The sequence below is a fragment of the Scytonema sp. PRP1 genome, from assembly GCF_036697665.2.
In the GTDB taxonomy this organism is placed as follows: Bacteria; Cyanobacteriota; Cyanobacteriia; order Cyanobacteriales; family Nostocaceae; genus Kalymmatonema; species Kalymmatonema gypsitolerans.
In genome coordinates, this window is the sequence record NZ_JBAHYJ020000112.1 from 36,482 (window position 1) to 56,823 (window position 20,342).

A 20,342-nucleotide genomic window follows, 5' to 3' on the forward strand; every position below is an offset into this window, starting at 1 on the left:
TGTTAATGCAATTACAGTTAAGCTGTCACGTTGATCAGAACTTATGAATCTAGTTCCATAAACAGGACACTTTCCAGTAACATAGTTCTGTGTTGTTTTGGAGTCACAACTTGGAACCATAGCTTTTGACTTGCTTTTTCAAACACTCACCCGCTCATCTCACTGCTCTAAAGTACAGTACTGGTAACGACTTATGACGCGCTCTCCAAAGTCAGGAAATGAACAGGAGCCTTCTAACCGTCGTCTGTGGCTTCTCCTCTTAGGACGTACTAGTCTTGCTCTGGGAGTGATTTTGCTAGCTGGAATTGCAGGTGGTGTTTGGTGGGCTAGGAACTATGTTTATAAAGATTTAGCACCATTGGTGGAGAACAATCTTCAGCAGTTGCTTGGAAGACCAGTAAAATTAGGGGCAGTTGAGCGATTTTCGCTTTCTAGTTTGAGATTCGGAGCGTTATCGGTACCAGCAACCGCCAATGATCCAGACAGAGTTGCAGCAAAAGCTGTGGACGTACAGTTTTCCCCTTTGCGGCTCCTTTTTAACCGGACATTGGCATTAAATGTTACTCTAGTTCAGCCTGATGTGTATCTTGAACAAGATAAACAGGGACGCTGGGTAACAACTCAACTGAAGACGGGAGAAGGAAAAGGTTTTATTCAAACTGAGCTGCAGACAATACGGCTTCAGAATGGAGATGTGGTGTTGGTGCCAAATCCGACACCAAATAAACCCAAAGGTTCAGTTGCGTTAGATCAGGTAAATGGTACAGCGCGAATTCTGTCTCAAAATCAAGGAATTAGCTATGATCTCGGTGCTCAACCAACCACGGGAGGAACAGTCAAAATAGTTGGTGAGACACAACTGAAAACACTACAAACTAACGTCAAGCTGCAAGCGCAAAATCTGGAAGCAGCCAATGTTAGTCGATTAATTGAGCTACCAATTGCTTTGCAATCAGGTCGTGTAGATGCTGACTTAGCGGTTCAATTACAGCCTGATCAGCAACAAGCCAATCAGCAGGAAATTGCGATTAATGGAACGGCGATCGCCAATCAAGTCACTGCTCAAATTCAAAACGTTCCCCAAAAGTTTATCAATTCCAATGGCAGATTAACGTTCCAAGGTCAGACAGTTGGTCTAGAAAATCTGAGTACGAACTATGGCACAGTTCCCGTTCTGGCAAATGGAGGTCTCAATCTCCAAACAGGTTACAATATTTCTGCTCAGGTAAAGGCGGTCAGTGCCAAAAATCTTTTAGACACGCTGAATGCGAAATTGCCAGTTCCGGTTGCTGGAGAAGTACAATCAAAAATTCAGTTGCAAGGACCAATTCAACAACCCATTCTCAGCGGAACCGCAAGCAACATCAAACCTGTTCAAGTTGACCGCGTTTTATTCAATGGTCTTAGCACTGGCTTTCGGTTAAGTCTATCTAAAGCCGGATCTCAAGTAGCCGTTTCTAACCTGCAATTGATCCCAGCAGCAGGTGGGCAAATTACAGGGAACGGTCAAATTCAACTCGGATCTAAACCTCAACAAGGTGGAGTGAAGTTTAATCTCCAAGCCGAAGGTGTGTCAGCAGATGCACTTGCTAGTGCTTACGGCTTGACTCTCCCCACAAGTATTGGGAATGTGTCAGCTAAAGCCGAAGTTTCTGGTTCACCCGGAGGCGGGACACAGCCATTGACGCTTAACATATCTAGCGTTCAAGCGACACCACCCGCAGGAGGACAAATCACAGCAAACGGTCGAGTTCAACTTGTCCCCCAAGGTAACGTTGCGTTAAATGTTCAAGCTCAAGGTATACCAGCAAATGCGATCGCCCAAGGTTACGGCGTTTCAGTTCCCGTGAATCTTGGTGGTGTATCCGCTAACGCCACAGTCTCTGGAAAACTCGGTGCGCAGCCTTTAACAGTCAATGTTGCCAGAGTTCAGGCGACTCCAGAAGTAGGAGGACAAATCACGGCAAACGGTCAACTTCAGCTTGCACCCAAAGGTAGAGTTTCATTTAATGTGCAAGCTCAGAATTTACCAGGCGATGCTATTGCCAAAGCTTACAAGACTTCACCTCCCATCACAATTGGTAATGTATCGGCAAACGCCAGGATTTTTGGCTCACTTGGCAATTTGCAAACAGTCGCGCAGGTTTCAGCACCTACAGCAACTTATCCCACGAGTGGACAAGTTGTTGTCAATCAACAAGGTAATAGTGTTCTGTTCCAAGATGCTGTTGTCAAAGTAGCAGGTAGTACAATCAGGGGGAGAGGTCAACTTGCCCAAGGTCGCTGGCAAGCTTTTGTTAATGCCGATCAACTACAATTGAGCCGTTTTGCACAGGTACCACCCCAGCTTCAAGCGGGAGTCTTAAGCAGTCAGTTGAATTTATCGGGAACCACTGCTTCCTTCCAACCGTCAACCATTCAAGCTTCAGGACAGGCAAGTCTGCGTAATGTGGCAGGAGGTACAGTTAACGTTAGGAATATTAGCCTTGATAATGGTCGCTGGCAAGCCCTTGCTAATGTTTCCCAAGTTCAACTCAACCGTTTTTCACAACAACTGCAAGGACGACTCAATAGCAACTTGCAGTTAGCAGGAACAACCGAATCTTTTGCGCTTTCCAATATTCGCGCCGCCGGACAAGTCGGCTTATCACAAGGGTTATCACTGCTTGCACAACCAATCACAGCACAAGTTCAGTGGAATGGGCAACAGATTATTCTGCAAAACGCAACTTCCCCCGGACTGAGTGCTAACGGTGTTGTTGCAGTCCAAGTCCCAGAAACGGGCACACCTCAAGTCAGTGGTTTTAATCTCAATGTGCAAGCACGCAATTATAACCTGCAAAAAGCGAGTTCCAATCTTCCTGGTAACATAGCGTTAGCGGGGCGACTTAATTTCACAGGACAACTTACAGGTACGCCAACGACTCCTAATGCTGTGGGAAACATCCGGCTAGAGAATTTGAATGTCAGTGGTTTGGCGTTTGACCCGGTATTAGCTGGGAATGTAAAATATCAGGGCGGGCAAGGTGGACAACTGCAACTTAGCGGTAGACAAGACCAAATTGCAGTTAATATTGATGCAAACAATCGCCCAAGTTCATTTTTGTTCCGACGTGATGGGGCAGTTGCCACTGGCAGAACAGAAGGAGAAAACTTGCTCGTCAACGTGCGAGATTTTCCTGTAGCTCTTCTGAGTGGCTTTGTTCCTAATAATACGCTAAAACCTCTTGCAGGGCAAGCATCGGGCGATTTAGTCGTTAATCTGAATAACTATGCAGCTGCTGGAGAGGTGGCGATCGCCAAACCTCGCGTTGGTAGAGTCACAGCAGATGAATTTCGAGGTAACATTAGTTATGCCGATGGTGCTGCTAGCTTAACGAATGGTCAATTGCGGATAGCAGAAAGCAGCATCGCCCTGAGTGGAAATGTGCAAACAGGAAACAACCCGCAATTTCAATTCCAAGCTAATTTTGACCAAACCAGAATCGACAGACTTCTACAAGCATTCAATGTCTTTGATTTTGGGGATTTTGGTGGAGGGTTGCAGGGTCCGGATTTGGCAGGAGCAGAGGTACTTCAAACTCAGCCTCGGAGTTTGCCAAACGCAGATTTGCTAACACAGCTTAAGTATTTCTCACAAATTGCAGCCCGAGTCGTAGAAGAACAAGCACAGCCAAAAAAACCAACAACTTTACCCACACTAGCAGAATTACAGGGCGCTTTGAGCGGAGGAATTGAAGTGGCTGGCTCATTACAGTCAGGGTTAAATGCCAGCTTTAATTTTCAGGGCAATAACTGGCAATGGGGTAAATACTCGATTAATGATGTCATAGCTAGAGGCACTTTTGCAGATGGTGTTGTGACACTGTTACCCTTGCGTGTGGATTTGAATCCAGGCTCCCTGGCATTTACAGGACAGTTAGGAACTGAACAACTGTCTGGACAGTTGCGCGTGGCAAGTTTACCTTTATCACTTCTACAGCCTTTTATAGAAAGATATCCAGTCGATGTCACAGGGAATGTGAATGCTGTCGCTACCCTAGGTGGTGATTTAAAAGACCCCAGAGCGATCGGGGAACTGACGCTGGTGGATGGTACTATCAACAAACAAGCAGTGCAGACAGGGCAAGTGAGTTTCAATTATAACAATGCTCGTCTGAATTTTGGCAGTACCGTGTTGGTGACTGGGACACAGCCTGTTCAGATTGCAGGTAGCGTACCTTTTGGGTTGCCTTTTGCTTCAGCTCAACCAGATAGCAATCAAATCAGCATCAACGCCAGAGTGCAGGATGAAGGCTTGGCGCTGTTAAACTTGTTTACTAATGAACAAGTCACTTGGGTGAATGGTCAAGGGCAAGTGAATGTAGATGTTCAAGGGACTTTAAAGCAGCCGATTATCAACGGAGTCGCCACAGTTAATAATGCAACTTTTCAGGCTCAAGCTTTACCTGACCCCTTGACAAATGTCACAGGAACGCTCCAATTTAACGGCGATACGCTGACTGTTGAGAGCCTTCAGGGGCAATACAATAAGGGTAACGTAACTGCTGCGGGAGTCCTGCCCATTTTTGCACGTCAAGCAGCACAAGCGGAAGCCGCAACAAATCCCCTCACCGTATCAGTAAACAATCTGAATTTGAATGTTCAAGGGCTGTATCAAGGAGGTGTCAGCGGTGATGTCGTTATTGGTGGAACAGCGCTATCGCCTGACATTGGCGGAACGGTTCAGCTCAACAATGGTCAGGTGTTGATTGGACAATCCAATACAGCTGGTGCAAAACCATCAGGTACACAAAACGGGAACGCAACAGATAACGCAACAACTATTTTCAGGGCACAACCAACAAATACGCAAGGAACTAGCACACCAGATGGCGCAACAACCACTTTCGGCGCACAACCAACAAATACGCAAGGAACTAGCACACCAGATGGCGCAACAACCACTTTCGGCTTAGAACAACCAGGTACACAAGGAGGTAACGCAACGGCTACTGCGACTCGACCTAATTTACCTATAGAGTTTGATGGTTTAAGGCTGATTCTAGGTAACAATGTTCGTGTCTCCACTGCGCCCATACTCGGCGGCTTTGTCCCAGGAGGCGAGTTGAGTCCATCTCTACTCACCTTTGACGCAAAAGGAAATCTGACTATTAATGGCACGTTAGCCAAGCCTCTCCCCCAAGGAGTTATTCGTCTTACAGGAGGGCAAGTCAACTTATTTACAGCTCAGTTTACCTTAGATCGGGGCTATGAACAAACTGCGGAGTTTACTCCCAGTCGAGGACTCGACCCCGTCCTAGATGTCCGGCTTGTAGCACTTGTACCGGAGACAACGGGAGGAACAAGTGGTCGCACTTTGAGATCTCCTTTTTCTAGCGAAATCAGTGATGTTTCTGCAATTGACTTTGGGACTTTACGTACCGTTCGCGTTCAAGCCAGAGCAACAGGACCAGCGAGTCAATTATCTGATAATCTAGAATTGACCAGCCAACCCAGCCGTAGTGAAGCAGAAATTATTTCCCTGTTGGGCGGTTCTATTATTAATAGCTTGAATCAAGCAGACGCAACAGTTGGAATTGCCACCCTAGCTGGTTCTACAATATTCGGTAGTTTGCAAGGAAGCATTACTGCGCTAGGACAGGCGATTGGCTTTAGTGAGTTTCGTATCTATCCTACCTCTATCTCGAACCAAGAATCAGCTTCAGTTCTCGGCTTAGCAGCAGAAGGTGTGTTTGATATTAGTAGGAATTTATCTGTTTCTCTATCGGCAGTTTTCTTGGGTGATCAGCCTTTCAATTACAACCTCTTATATAGACTTAATGACGATATTCTGGTGCGAGGCTCAACGAATTTAGCAGACGAAAGTCGTCTCCTATTTGAGTACGAGACACGATTTTAGCTTAGCTAGCGGTTAAATAGAAATTAAGTAGATAGGTGGAAATAAACACCAGCTAGTTAAGAAATGTAAAAACGCCGCCAACCCTTACTAATGACTAATGACTAATGACTAATGACTAATGACTAATGACTGCCGAAACTCGTTAACTTTATTTGTACCGACCTACTTAAATTGGTTTTTTAGTTGCTGTTGAGAACGAACTGTAACTTTTTCAACAAGTCATCTGACGTGTAGGGCTTTGACAAAAAGGTTTTGACACTATTACCAAGGAGTTGAGCCATCTTAGAGGTCACAAGTCCGCTAACAGCAATAATCTTAACCTCTGGGTTCATTGTTTTTAATACTTTGACCGTAGTTGAACCATCCATAGACGGCATCATCATATCAATTAACACAACACTAATTTTTTTCTGATGTTGCGTATACAGCGCCAGTGCCTCAATTCCATCCTTAGCAACTAAAACCTTGTAGCCATAGTTTTCCAACACTGTTTTAGTCACCTCACAAATTGAATCTTCGTCATCAACAACAAGAATCAATTCTCCAAGTCCAATCGGTAATTCATGATCAGGTGTGAGTAAACCATCTGTTTGAGTTGTCGGCGTTGCGGGTAAGTAGACCTGAAATTTTGTCCCCTTTCCTATTTCACTAACGACGTTGACAAAACCACCATGGCTTTTAACAATGCCCATGACTGTTGAAAGACCAAGACCTGTACCTTTGCCCACTTCTTTTGTTGTGAAAAATGGTTCAAAAATTCGCTCAATGATTTCTCTATTAATCCCAACTCCTGTATCAGATACTGTTAGGACAACGTAGGGACCCACCTTAGCTTCAATATTCATTCGGGCATAGTGAGTATCAATCCAAAGATTTTTCGCAGAAATTTCCAGGATACCACCATTAGGCATAGCATCACGAGCATTAACGCAGAGATTCATCAGGACTTGGTGCAGTTGGGTAGCGTTGCTTGTGATAGTCCAAAGATTTTGTGCTGTTGCATCGGTACGGACTTCAATGAGTTTAGGAAATGTCTGTTTAATAATATGCTCAATTTCTGAGATGATTTGCTCTACCTGTAACGATGTACGCTCACCGTCAACTCCGCGTGCGAATGACAGGACTTGTTTTACTAAATTTGCCCCACGTTTTATATTTGTTTTAATGATCGAAAGCCACTGCTGACTGTGCTCATCCAAGGGGTTTTTTTCTAAAAGTTGCACACTCAGCAGCATAGGTGTGAGCGCATTGTTGAGGTCATGAGCGATACCGCTTGCCAAGGTACCGATACTCTCTAAGCGCTGAACCCGGAGAAACTGTGCTTCAAGTTGTTTTTTCTCTGTAATGTCAGTGTTAACTGTAAGAATGGATGTCGGTTGCCCATCTTCATCGCGCATTAAAATCCAGCGGCTCGCAACGATAATTTCCTTATTTTCTTTTGTCAGTTGATGTAATTCACCTTGCCAAGAGCCACTATCCGCCAAACTTGTCTGAATGTTAGAGAGTTGAGATAAGCTTTCGTGTTGATATAAAAGCTCATTGACATTTTTGTTGAGCACTTGTTGTGCCTTCCATCCGTACAGACGTTCAGCCCCTTGATTCCAAAATCGGATTTGGTTATCCAAGTCTCGTACGATAATTGCATCTGTCGTGATATCAAGCAGCTCCGCTTGTTCGCGGATTTTCTGTTCTGCTTGCTTGCGTTCTGTCATATCGAGGACAAAACCAACCATGCTCTTTTGCGACTCTTCCAGAAGCGCACCACCAATCACAACAGGAACACGGCTACCATCTTTGCGAATGAATTCTTTCTCCAAAGGAGTACAAACTCCAGAACAAATTAATTCTGCAACCGCCCTTTCATCCAAACCGCTATATTCTGCTGGAGTCATTTTATCCCAATGCAATTTTCCTTTTAGCAGTTCTTCCCGTTCATATCCCACCATCTGCAAAAAGGCATCGTTGGCTTCTGTAATTTTGCCGTTCAACTCTGTCAAAATAATCCCAATAATATTAGATTCAACCAAACGTCTAAATCGGGCTTCACTTTCTTGAAGTGCTCGAAAAGCTTGTTCACGCTCTTCTTCTGCTCGTTTACGCTTGGTGATATCAATAATAAAGCCAGCCATCTGAGCAATATTGCCTGCACTGTCTAAAAAGAAGTACCCTTTGTCCTCAACTGTGATGTAAGTGCCATCTTGGCGACAAACACGGTATGACAAATGAAATGGCTTTTTTGTAGATAAAACGCGGTTATTCTCTTGCTGAAACGGGTTTCTATCTTCAGGGTGAATGAGTTCTAGCCACTGGTTTAAACCTCCTGACATCTCCTTTGGGGAGTAGCCTAATATCTGCTCTAAGTTGCCGCCATAGGTGACCTCATTGGTATAAGGATTCCAGTCGTAGATTATCTGACCACTCGCCTGAATGAGTGCTTCATAGCGATTTTTCCACTCGGCTAATTCATCTTTTTGGCATTGCTGTTCTTCCTCTATTTGCTTACGCTCAGAAACTTCCACCTCCAAACGCTGATTTTGCTCTGTGAGTCTTTTCGTCAGGTTTTGCAGGCGCAGGTGGATGTTTACCCGAGCTAAAACTTCTTCATGCTCTAAGGGCTTGGTGATGTAATCGACTGCCCCAAGTTTTAATCCTTTAACTTTATCCACCTTATCGCTTAGGGCAGTCAAGAAAATGACAGGAATATCTTGAGTGATTTGATTCGTTTTCAAGCGTCGGCAAGTTTCAAAACCGTCCATTTCCGGCATGAGTACATCTAACAAAATCAAGTCAGGTGGGGCGTATTCCGCCATTTCAATCGCACTTTCCCCATCTTCAGCCACCACAACATTCAAGCCGGAATCTTCTAAAAAATCAAACAGCATTTGTAAATTGGTGGGAGTGTCATCGACGATTAAGATGACACCTTTTTCATGATTATTAAAACTCATTCCAACCTCTTAATATTTTCAACTCTTAATATTTTTTAAAAATTGCCGAATTTGTTTTCCTTTAAAACTTTTAGCAAGTTGACGCAGATGTGTGGCAAACGGCACCCATTGCTGATCCAACTCCTCCAGTCTTGTGGTTTCCTGAATAATGCCTTTGAGGTCGCCCCTCATCGCCAAATCAAGTAAGCTAGCGACTTCCTGTGCAGGTGGAACTACAAGAGAGTCCTGACTACTCAGTCCTGAGTTCTCACTACTGAGTTGTACCTTGGTGTCTATCTCTTCATAAACCCATTCCAACCCCAAGTGAACCCGTACTTTTTCCAAAAGGTCTGCTTCCCGGACTGGTTTGGGGAGGAAACCGTCGCAACCGACTTCCCGACTTTGTTGATGGTCGAAATCAAAAACGCTCGCCGAGATGGCAATCACCACAACCCCTTCCAACTCCGGCATCATCCTGAGGCGACGGGTCGCTTCAAAGCCATCCATCACGGGCATCACCAAGTCCAACAAAATGATATCTGGCTGAAATTGATGAGCTTTGTTTAAACCGTCTAAACCATCAGTCGCTTCTAAAACTTCAAACCCTAAAGGCTCTAGCATATTGACCAACACAGAACGATTTGCCCACTTGTCGTCTACTACCAAAATTTTCCGCTTCAAGCCTTTGAAACCAATGATATTGTTTTCCGAAATATCAGCAACATCAATCCATTCAACTTCAGGTAAATCTAAGTCCAACCAGAAAACACTTCCTTTCCCTAGTGTACTTTCTACTTTCAGATCGCCGCCCATCAATTCAGCTAATTGGCGGCTAATTGTCAGTCCCAATCCTGTTCCTTCAGTCTCGCGGATTTTTTCACCCACCTGTTGGAATGGCAAAAAAATTTCTTCTAATTTCTCCTTAGCAATACCAATGCCTGTATCTTCTACCTGAAAGCGGAATTTTTCTTGATGATAGCCAACTTTGAAAGTAATGTAGCCTTGTTCTGTAAACTTAACTGCATTTCCAAGTAAGTTAATTAAAACCTGTCGCAACCGCTTTTCATCTGCTCGGACGGCTTTAGGAATCGGTGTTAAAGTTTCGTAAATTAACTCTATACCTTTTTGTTCAGCACGAATGCGGCAGATTTCCGCAATAGCTTCCAAAAATTCCGGAAAATGAAAATTTTTGGGATAAAGTTCCATTTTCCGAGCCTCAATTTTTGAGATGTCTAAAACATCATTAATCAGGTTGAGCAAGTGTTCACCGCATTGATGAATAATGTTCAGACCATTCTTTTGCTGGTCTGTGATAGTTTTGCCTTTTTTGAGGATTTGAGCATAACCCAAAATCCCATTAAGCGGAGTGCGGAGTTCGTGGCTCATGTTAGCCAAAAATTGGCTTTTGGCGCGGTCGAGTTCCGCTAAGGCTTCAGCGCGTTTGCGTTCCATCTCCAAGGCGCGAGTGTTGGCAACTGCTGTTGCTATCTGCCCTGCAACCAAGCTTAAAAATCTGCGATAGGTCTCGTTAAGAGCACGTCGAGGGCTAATACCAACGACTAAAAGACCAGTAGGCAGTGTGACACCAGGTTGTGCCACTGGCAAGACAAGTGCTACAAAGGGCGATTCTGGCCACGGACGACCTGGCAAAGCACCAAATTGAGCTACCAAATTGTCTACTTGTGCGGTTTGTCCGGTGCGTGCCACTCGTGCTAGAGGCCAAGATCCAGGTTTGTCTTCGGCACTCAGGTGAATAACTCGAGGGCTAGCAGGTGTATCAGGTTCCAGTCCCGCTGTTCCTGCCAAATGCGCTTGTCTCCTACTCTCATCTAACAGATAAAGTAGAGCAAAGGGAATATCAGCAGCGTTCTGACTTAAAGTTTCAGTCGCAATTCTACAAGCTTCTTGGGTCACTTGCGCCGTAGCGGTATTGATTCCCAAATCGTGCAACGTCCGCAGGCGTCGTTCATCCAGCACGCGTTCTGTGGTTTCAGTAACAGCCTGGAAAATGCCGACGACCTGACCCGACTCGTCACGAATAGGGCTGTGCGAGAACGTGAAGTACGTTTCCTCAATATACCCGTTGCGGTTCGGGAGGATTAACTGGTTTTCATACCAAGTGCCTTCACCTGCCAAAACCCGCTCGAACATCGGAGTAAGCACGTCCCAGATTTCTGTCCACCAAGGATACGCAGGCTGTCCTAGTGCGCCAGGATGCTTGAGGTCACCGAGGATAGGGCGGAAACCGTCGTTGTAGAACTGAACCAACTCTGGTCCCCAGTGAATCAGCATCGGGAAGCGCGAGGCTAAGAGGATACTCACGGCGGTACGCAAGCTTTGCGGCCAACGACTGACTGGACCCAATAGAGTTTTTGACCAATCGAGCGATCGCATCAGCGCTCCCATCTCCCCACCCCCAGCCAAACAGTCTTCGGGTTTAGCCTTCTGAACCTCATCAATCACAAGTTCTCCTCCTGTCTGACGCGTGGGAATAACATTAACAAGAAAGAACTCAGAACTCAGGAGTCAAAACTCAGAGAACCCCCGTTCTCTAGGACTGGGTGGCAGTTTTGGGGGGTTTAAATCCCCCACCAAGTCAAAGATTTGGTGGTCTTCAATTAGTAGCGGGTCTGAATCCTTGACTAATTGCATTCTAAGTTCTGAGTTCGGCATTCTGTATTCTTCTTCAATTTCTTTCAAATGTCTTGCTTATATACTAATTACGTAATTCAACTTAAAATTACGTAATTTTGAGTAAACTAACCTAAAGTAAATGCTCACAGTCATAACTATGGCTTCTTGAGAATAAAATGGCTAGCAAGCAATAAGCTTATGAGTGCCATTCGTCAGCGTACCGAAGTGGAAAAAGCGTACGAGCTAAGCCAAAATCCTTTTTCTATCTACCTTTGAGCAACTCCCTGATATCAGAAACATGACAAGTGCAAACTTGCCTCTATGAAAAGTTTTGAGGGAATTAGAACGAGGAATCACCTCACTTCACTTTACCCTTCAAATGAGGTTTCAAAATTTAATGGCGAAACTTCTTAATGTACAAGTTTCTTAATATATAAGATTCCTTGATTGGCATTGAAGTGATGCAAAAAGTGCAAGTGAATCCTTCTCATAAGAAACCATCTGTGCTAAGGGTTTCATAAGAGAGAAATTATATGATGTCCGGCAAATTACCGATAATTACAGAACCCCACCCCTAATACCAATTCAAAATTCACGCATTCAAAATTCACGCATTAAGAGAGAATGGGCTGTTTGGCGCAGCCCCGAACTGGATGAAAACCCAATCCAGGGGGATTGGAACTAGACACGAATCCCACGGCTTTACGCCACATTGGAGCGGAGCGAAAATGTGGTAGCCGTGGGAGCGTCAAGCAACCACTAACTCAGACTCACTTTCTGATGGCGCACCATCTTGTACCAAGGAAGGTCTGTTATCATTGCGTTGCAACATATTACCTGCAAATGCTAACAAGGCGTTGGTCTTACGAGTGCGCCACTCATCCACGAGTTTCTGCACTTGGATTGCAGACATCCGCCGTGTCATGGCTTCATAAAGATAGGCAGCATGACCAGTCTCATCCTGGGCAATGCTCAACATCCCTAGTTTTAGGTTACGAGCAATTGGGTCATCTTCAGGTAACACGTTTGCCATGCGGGCAAAGTCTTTGCTAGCATCCAACTCTAGGATGTAGGTGCTAGCCATAAACACATCCCAATCAATATTCTCAGGTTTGAGCTGTTCTTGAGAGTACCCTTCAAAGAATGCAGCAAAGAAGGGGCTGCGCCGTTCTTGAGTTTTATTTTCCTCCGGATTCTTAGGCAAACTTTTAAAATCTACAACTGTTTTATTAAGTTGTTTTAAGGCATGAGCAAAAATTTGACCATGCTTGGTTTCATCTGATGCGTGTTTTGCCAGTTTTTCTGCTAGCCATGTGTCGCCTTCTGCTGCAGCGCGATCGCTCAGTTTTGTCAGAAATGGAACTGAGCCAGACTCTGCCAACTGGAACCCCGCAAGGACGTTGGGGCGGGTTTTGAGGTCGCGGATTTGCACAGCAGAAAAATAAGCCATAGCACCAGAACCAACTAAGTGCATGACATAAGTCAAGAAGTTCATGAGTAACTCGTGCTTATTGTGAGAAAGTTACATTCCTTATACTAATCCTCATTTTCGGTTTGGGTTACTTAATTTTTCTCGTTGCTTGAAATACTTTGACATCCTCCCGCCACTGATTCGGAGTGTGCGAGTCCTTGGTTAGAAACCAGAGCCTATAAAGGCTTCGGGGGATTAACCGCAAGCTAGGTACGTTGACAACTGAATGACCATGTAGGTGCAAAACCTACCCGGTAAGTGCAGCGGTGAAAGCACATCCCCCCACTAGAAGACTTTGATAAAATTTGGGAGGACTCAAAATGGCTTCTTTCACAAGCCTCGGTGATACCTCCTTCACAAAACCCAAAATCTTCTAACGCCAGATTTTATGTAGTAAGACCTGGTGATACATTAGAAAGCCAAGTGGTGATATAGCGCTGCTATGTAGCTCTTGGTATCATGAAAGTAACTGGCATCCCTATTCAGTAGCTTTCCATAATGCTGTGTTTAAGATCATTTCAAAGAGCTTATTTATTTGACGACTTTGAAATTGAAATCAAAGAACAAATTTTCAGTAAATACAAGTATGCTTTGGCATATATTGGTGTAGATTTTGAGAGAGAAGATGTCCAAGAAGCTCTCCTCAACTGTATTGACGGCTTTGAAGATGCCATATGTGCCACTATCGCTTACTGGTACTGGCTAACAGAAAATTCTCAACCTTTCTATGCAAATGCTTGTCTAATTCAAGCGATAGGTCAACGTTGGAAATCCAGCTATTGGAAAGACGAATACTTAAACAATCCTAATTTTAAAAGCCCAAGCTTTGCATGGTGGGAACAAGCAGGAAAAGTGTGGGGTCAGGATTTAAGAAATCAAATTATTGCTGATGTCAACGAAGATTATATCTTGTTGCGAACAGGCAAGAGAATAACTTTTTCTGTAGCTACAAGATGGAGCTGGGAAAGGTTGAAGGAATATGCGCTCACGCAACAACTAGAAGCAGAGGAACAATACCGTCAACGGCAAAGATTTTATTAACGAATCATCGCACGTTGCTTTATCCGATATTTGATGTAGTGTATTTTTTCAACCTAAAAACACTCCGTTTACTTTCACGAGTGCTAGAGCGCTTTTAGAAATATTCGTTTATCCACTGGGTTCATAATAGCATGACTGCTGCATTTGATTCAGCTGTTGAAGCGCGATGGCACAGAGTGCCCGCCGGGGCGCGATCGCTACTTAAAATATCATCTGCTATTCAATACCTTCGCCAATTTCTGAAAAGCCCCACAAACTCGAATGGGGCTACACAAAGGAAGCCCACCTTCGTAAACTAAAATCGTTGCAGGCTGCGGAGGGACACGAGTGTTTGTATACCCCCACTCTTCTAGAGTAAGGGCATTTTGGCGAAGGTCTTGTCAAAGAAACAGAAACCAGGTTTCAAGGGCTACACTCTTGCAGCAGGTAAAGCTAACCTTCCAGGCTGCTCTAGGGTGGGACCTTCAGCGTTATACACTTGTTCTGATGCCAACAGTTGCCGAATGAACCTGGCTACAGCTTTCTGCGCCAACTGGTTGGCGACTTGTTGACCTAAACGCTGTACTCCTGGGTTGAACAACAACTGAGCAAGTTGAGGTGCAAGTCGCGCTGGGTCAAAACCACGGGTTTCTTGAAGAATATTCAAAATCCGTTTGATGTGATCCAAGGTTTGTTGTTGTTCGATGGAAGCAGCAGGAGTTTCATTGACTGTTGTGATCCCAACTCTTTCCCGCAGTAGGTATGTAAAGTTATGTAAAACATTTCTACCTAAAGCATCGACTCCTTTGACAACTTCATCCACGAGTTTGTCACGAATGAAAGCACCGCGTTCGGAAGACAGAAAGTCTATCCCCTGATTCAGTACCAAGTCAAAGTCATAGTCTTGACTATTACGAGCATTACGTAACAAGTTTTCTAAACGGTTCCAGCGGAATGTACCTTCTTTAAACAGCAAATCCCGCAACGATGATCTTAATTCCGGCGCTTGATCAGTTAACAAACGTTTGGCAACGTAGGGATAAGCTTCGCTGAGGACTTTGAAGTTAGGGTCAATATTAATGGCGATGCCTTCCAATGTCACCAGCGAACGGATAATCAAGGCGTAGTAGGCTGGAACGCGGAAAGGATACTCATACATCAACGCCGATAGATCATCTGTAATACTTTTGATGTTCAACTCAGCGACGCTGGCTCCCAAGGCGTTACCAAACACTCTAGCAAACGCTGGAATGATCGGTGTCAAGTCGGTGTCCGGTGTCAAAAATTCCAGCTTGACGTAATCACGGGCTAAACCGTCAAAGTCGCGGTTCACCAAGTGGACGATCGCCTCCAGCAAACCATAGCGCTGCTGTGGCTTAATCTCGCTCATCATCCCAAAGTCGAGATAAGCCAATTGACCATCAACTGTGGCTAACAAATTACCTGGGTGAGGATCAGCGTGGAAAAATCCATGTTCCAGCAACTGGCGCAGCGAACACTGTACACCTACTTCAATTAAATAACGAGCATTTATACCGAGAGCGCGAAGTTCTTCTGTTTGGGTTAATTTAACGCCATTAATCCACTCCATCGTCAAAACGCGACGATTGGTGTATTCCCAGTATATTTTCGGTACATAAACGTCTTTCATTTGACCATAAAGCTGGAAAAACCGCTCAGCGTTTTCTCCCTCATGAATATAGTCCATCTCTTCAAAGATGCGATCGCCTAATTCATCGAGAATACCAACAAGGTCACTCCGCACCCGTTTGATATTTCTTTGCGCCAATGCAGCCAGTCGGCGCAAGATATATAAATCAATGGCGATGCGTTCTCTTAAGTCCGGACGTTGGACTTTCACAGCGACTTCTTCACCAGTTTTCAGCTTACCTTTATAGACTTGACCCAACGAAGCTGCAGCAATTGGTTCCCGAGACAGTTCAAGATAAACCTCCTCTGGAGAAGCACCCAATTCTTCTTCAATAAACCGATAAGCAATTTCGTTGGGAAAAGGTGGTAATTTGTCTTGCAGTTGAGTGAGTTCCTCCAGATACACAGGAGGAACGAGATCCGGTCGGGTGGACAAAGCTTGTCCAATTTTGATGTAAGCAGGTCCCAGGTTTGTCAGCAGTTCTCGCAGCTTAACTGCTCGCCGTCGGTCATTTTTGACGACGACTCCCCGCTGGCTATCCCACCACAACCCCAAAGCAAAAGTCAACGTTGATGTTAAAACTGTAACAATACGTCCGAAAACCTGTAAAGGTCTTTTTTTGTAATGCGCCGAAATCTCCTGGGGGTTATAACGTATTGTTTCACCAGTCTTTGTAGTTAATAGCACCTCGCCTTTATAAGTTTCCTCTGAAGTTGGTAAGCTGACAACTTTGATAGCACTATTTTCAAGCACTTCACTATTGGACAGTTCGTCTCGACGAAAATCCTTCGCGTGACTGTCCTCAACGGATAGTTGACGTAAATTGGAACCGCCACTTATGCGGCTGTCTTCCTTGATTAATTGGGAAGTAGGGGGAACTGTCTTAGCATTCATGTAGCTCTACCACCGCATCGGATTTATATGTAAAGTATTGTAACAATGTATGATGCATACGTGTAAATCCTTGTAGGGATAGGGTATGGAGACAGGGAATAGAGAATATGGTAGAAATTCATAAACAATAACTCACAACTGAACGAGTGAGTTCACCTTGAAGATTGAGATGAGTTATGAGTTTGATATTTAGGTCTTTATGGGCAAAACCAAAACTCACAATTTTTCTTGAGTGAAAATTAATCCCCCTAGAGGTGGAGTAATTCTGATGAGTTAGTGGGTTCTGCATTCTGACTCCTTTGATAACCTATTCCCTAATCAAGAAACTCTATCCTCAGCACCATATATATCAAACTCGAACTAAACTAAATTTGGTACACTCAAGAAGTCTTACTAGTCCAATGGTATTAGGTATTGCTAATTGCTTAAAGTTCATTCCTAGTGTCCCATAAATGAAAAGAATCCGGCGTCTGCCCTCACGGAGAATTTGGCTGAATGTTGTCTGTGTTGCAAATAGAAAACTTTGCTCTTATTGACCATCTAGAATTGGAATTTGGCGCTGGGCTTAATGTATTAACAGGGGAAACCGGCGCGGGAAAGTCCATTATCTTAGATGCGATTGATGCTGTATTGGGCGGTAAAGTCTCCAGTCGAGTGATTCGCACTGGTACAAGTCGAGCGATGGTAGAAGCCACTTTCACTTCTAACTCAGGATTAACGGCTTGGTTGAGCGAACAGGAAATAGATTTAATAGAAGATAGTGTGATCATCAGCCGAGAAATCGCAGCCACCTCAAGTAATATTCGCTCTCGTTCGCGGGTGAATGGAGTGTTGGTGAATCGACAACTCATGTCAGGACTGAGGGAACGCCTGGTGGAAATCACCGCCCAAGGGCAAACTGTACAAGTGGGACAGTCGAATCAAGTGCGTGAGTGGTTAGATATTTATGGTGGCGAGTCCCAGATGCAGCAGCGTCAGGTTGTTACCTCTGTTTTTGGTGCTTATCAACAAGCGCGTACAGCATTAGAAAAACGCCGGATATCAGAACGCGATCGCCTGCAACAACTTGACTTACTGACGTATCAAGTGCAGGAACTCAAAACAGCAAACCTCAGCGAACCCGATGAATTGGAAAAGCTTTTGCAAGAACGGGAACGCCTCAATCATGTCGTTGAACTGCAACAGATGAGTTACAAAGTTTATCAGGCTTTGTACCAAAACGATGGCGAAAGCCCAGCCGCAGCAGACTTACTGGGAGACGCTGAGGAAACATTCACTGACATGGTAGAATACGATACCCAACTGCAACCGCTGTTGGATATGGTGAGAGATGCTCAAGCAACCTTGGCAGAAGTCGCACGCCAGATTAACACTTATGGGGAAGCTTTGGAAGCAGATCCCCAGCGCTTAGAGGAAGTAGAAGAGCGTATTCAGGAATTAAAGCAAATTTGTCGCAAGTATGGTCCAACAGTTGCAGATGCTCTTGCCCACTACCAGCGCATTCAGGGAGAGTTAGCCGAGCTTGATGATAGCGAACAATCTATTGAAAGTTTAGAACAACAAGAAAATCTTTGTTTGGAAAAGTTGACTCAAGCTTGTCAGGAGTTAACTCAGTTGCGGCGCACCACAGCGACGGCTTTAGAAGCAAAACTCCTTAGAGAACTGAAACCTTTGGCAATGGAAAAGGTAAAGTTCCAAGTCGAGATTGTACCAACTTCCCCAACCGCAGCGGGAGCAGACAAAATTACCTTTTTGTTTAGTCCCAACCCAGGAGAACCCCTGCAACCTCTGACAGCAATTGCTTCTGGCGGTGAGATGAGCCGCTTTTTACTAGCGCTGAAAGCTTGTTTTTCCCAAGCTGATGCTGATACGACACTCGTGTTTGATGAAATTGATGTTGGGGTTTCCGGACGCGTAGCGCAGGCGATCGCCGAAAAATTGCATCAGTTGGGTCAAATTTCCCAAGTATTATGTGTCACACACCAACCTCTGGTTGCAGCAATGGCAGACCGACATTTCCGGGTCGACAAGCAAGTGATTACTGAAAAAACAGGTAATAAAGAAAACAACGGACATCCTGACCAGCGTACTGTTGTGCGAGTCACATCCTTGGATAATTTAACTAAGCGCCGAGAAGAATTGGCACAGTTAGCTGGTGGGAAGTCGGCGCAGGAGGCGATCGCTTTTGCTGATTCTTTGTTGACACAAGCAGCTAACCATCGACGACAAAGTTGAATTATAGCGGTTCTCGTTTGGATACACCAAGCGGTAGGGGCACGAAGCATTGCTCATTGGTGTCTAAGGCAAGAACCTTGTCATTACGTTACATCATGGCTTTGTGCTTGCCCACAATTTTCGCTTCACCCCACCCTCGTTTTGTCTGAACGTGACTTTAACCCGACACGGCTTTAACAATTCAAAATTCAAAATTCAAAATTCACGCATTAAAGACAGTTTGAGTTGGGGATTTAAACCCCAACTCAAACTGAGACTACGTGTAGACCTAGGGCGTCGGTCAAGTATTCGTAATTGACGGAGTGCGGTGTTTGTGCGTATCCAATTTTTATAGAATTGGGCGCATTACAAGCAAGGCAGTTAGGTGAGTGAAACTACAAAAGTTATTAATGGTGATTGTGTCTGTATTGTCAACCATTATTACTTGACCGGCTCTCTAGGGTCTTAAACCCTTTAATGTACGATAAACTGTTATTCAGGCACAGGAGCATTTTTCGGATGCTCTCCTGCATAATAAACAACGACTTTCCCCTGTTGGGCATCAGGGACATAAAACACCCTATCTCCCTTTGTGACCTCATATTCCCATGCACTCTTGTAGCGTTTGCCTTTTAACGGAAAAACCCGCTTAGGTTTCCTAGTCATAGGAGCGGTAGATAAATCCTCATAGCAGCGACGAGCATTTTCGGGCGCACGCAACAGTAATAATTCCCAGTCCCGATTAACCCGTCGATTCTTTGCTACCACTAGCCACTGGGGTGCGGGTTCAGCAATTTCAGCTTGAAGAGACGACTCTGCGGCTGGGTTTTCAAGAGCTTCTTCAGTAGATATATCTGTTGGCGGTTTGGAGAGTGGTTCTTCTGGCGGCACCACATTTTCAGATGAAGTAGCAGTTGTTACACATAGTTGCATCATCTGGCTCATGCAATAACGCTTTCAGTAGTCGGTGGAGTCAATGGCACTTCGTCATCATTGTCAATGAAAGCTTTCTCCAATTGAGGACTATTAATTGCTATGGCACTTTGATGCCACTCATGTATCACGACATCGAGATCCTCCCAATCACCAGTGTCATAACCAACACTACATGCATTCATTACCTCTGCCACCAGTTCATTTAACTCTTCTGTGTCAAACGCCTTCATCCATCCATATTCGTGGTTGTCACCAATCTCTTTTCCTTGGCTCAATTGGTAAGCAACGTTAATCACCTCAACCACAACTCTGGTCATAGCCGCTGCTTTAATGTGCCCCGCCATCTCTTCTCGCCGCAACAATGCAAAGGCATGGTCGTTGCGAGTGATGGTCACTGGACGATTAAGAGCTATGTCCAAAATGCGACCAGGCTGGCGATTCAACTCAGTCGCACTAATCAACTCATCACTGTAAATACTATTTCTACTGCTGCTGTTCATAGTTTGAGCGCCTGTCCCTTATTTACTAGATATCAATAAAACTGAGAATGCTGCGTTGAAAGCTCAAGACTTATACGTAATATTATACGTAATAACATCCACTCTTATTGGCAACCACTTGCGCTGCTGGTGTAGAAAGCGGTATAGAGACTGGCGTGGAGAAGTATTCATTTAGCTTAATCGGGCAGAAGTG

General features: G+C 44.7%; 8 protein-coding genes and 2 pseudogenes. 3 read left to right on the forward strand and 7 right to left on the reverse strand.

Annotation, left to right across the window (positions count from 1 at the left end):
- The first annotated feature begins 193 nt into the window (after positions 1 to 193).
- The gene (locus tag V5G28_RS29445; RefSeq protein ID WP_332997328.1) at positions 194 to 5,902 is read left to right on the forward strand and encodes a translocation/assembly module TamB domain-containing protein; all 5,709 of its coding nucleotides are present in this window, start codon (positions 194 to 196) and stop codon (positions 5,900 to 5,902) included.
- A 179-nt stretch (positions 5,903 to 6,081) separates the two neighbouring features.
- Here V5G28_RS29445 and V5G28_RS29450 read toward each other — a convergent pair whose 3' ends face one another.
- From V5G28_RS29450 to V5G28_RS29460, 4 genes and pseudogenes are all read right to left on the reverse strand, one after another.
- Positions 6,082 to 8,850 carry a hybrid sensor histidine kinase/response regulator gene (locus V5G28_RS29450; protein ID WP_332997330.1) on the reverse strand — a complete coding sequence of 923 codons (2,769 nt, stop codon included), beginning with the start codon at positions 8,848 to 8,850 and terminating at the stop codon, positions 6,082 to 6,084.
- A gap of 18 nt (positions 8,851 to 8,868) precedes the next feature.
- Positions 8,869 to 10,278: pseudogene (locus V5G28_RS36920) on the reverse strand (ATP-binding protein); the annotation flags it as partial.
- Positions 10,279 to 10,314: 36 nt separating this feature from the next.
- Positions 10,315 to 11,235: pseudogene (locus V5G28_RS36925) on the reverse strand (GAF domain-containing protein); the annotation flags it as partial.
- Positions 11,236 to 12,211: 976 nt separating this feature from the next.
- Positions 12,212 to 12,958: a ferritin-like domain-containing protein gene (locus V5G28_RS29460; RefSeq protein ID WP_332997332.1), complete on the reverse strand. Its 747-nt coding sequence runs from the start codon at positions 12,956 to 12,958 to the stop codon at positions 12,212 to 12,214.
- A gap of 474 nt (positions 12,959 to 13,432) precedes the next feature.
- Here V5G28_RS29460 and V5G28_RS29465 point away from each other — a divergent pair, with 474 nt between their 5' ends.
- Complete coding sequence (locus V5G28_RS29465; RefSeq protein WP_332997334.1) at positions 13,433 to 13,975, forward strand: hypothetical protein; 543 nt, start codon at positions 13,433 to 13,435, stop codon at positions 13,973 to 13,975.
- Between the two features lie 409 nt (positions 13,976 to 14,384).
- Here V5G28_RS29465 and V5G28_RS29470 read toward each other — a convergent pair whose 3' ends face one another.
- Positions 14,385 to 16,499: an ABC1 kinase family protein gene (locus V5G28_RS29470; RefSeq protein WP_332997337.1), complete on the reverse strand. Its 2,115-nt coding sequence runs from the start codon at positions 16,497 to 16,499 to the stop codon at positions 14,385 to 14,387.
- Positions 16,500 to 16,994: 495 nt separating this feature from the next.
- On the opposite strand from V5G28_RS29470, the gene recN reads away from it, so the two are divergent.
- Positions 16,995 to 18,734 carry a DNA repair protein RecN gene (gene recN / locus V5G28_RS29475; protein ID WP_332997339.1) on the forward strand — a complete coding sequence of 580 codons (1,740 nt, stop codon included), beginning with the start codon at positions 16,995 to 16,997 and terminating at the stop codon, positions 18,732 to 18,734.
- A gap of 471 nt (positions 18,735 to 19,205) precedes the next feature.
- Here recN and V5G28_RS29480 read toward each other — a convergent pair whose 3' ends face one another.
- Positions 19,206 to 19,658 carry a hypothetical protein gene (locus V5G28_RS29480; protein ID WP_332997341.1) on the reverse strand — a complete coding sequence of 151 codons (453 nt, stop codon included), beginning with the start codon at positions 19,656 to 19,658 and terminating at the stop codon, positions 19,206 to 19,208.
- Positions 19,655 to 20,149 (reverse strand): hypothetical protein, encoded by a 495-nt coding sequence (locus tag V5G28_RS29485; protein WP_332997343.1) that lies wholly within the window; start codon positions 20,147 to 20,149, stop codon positions 19,655 to 19,657. The genes V5G28_RS29480 and V5G28_RS29485 overlap by 4 nt, the downstream gene beginning before the upstream one ends.
- Positions 20,150 to 20,342: the final 193 nt, after the last annotated feature.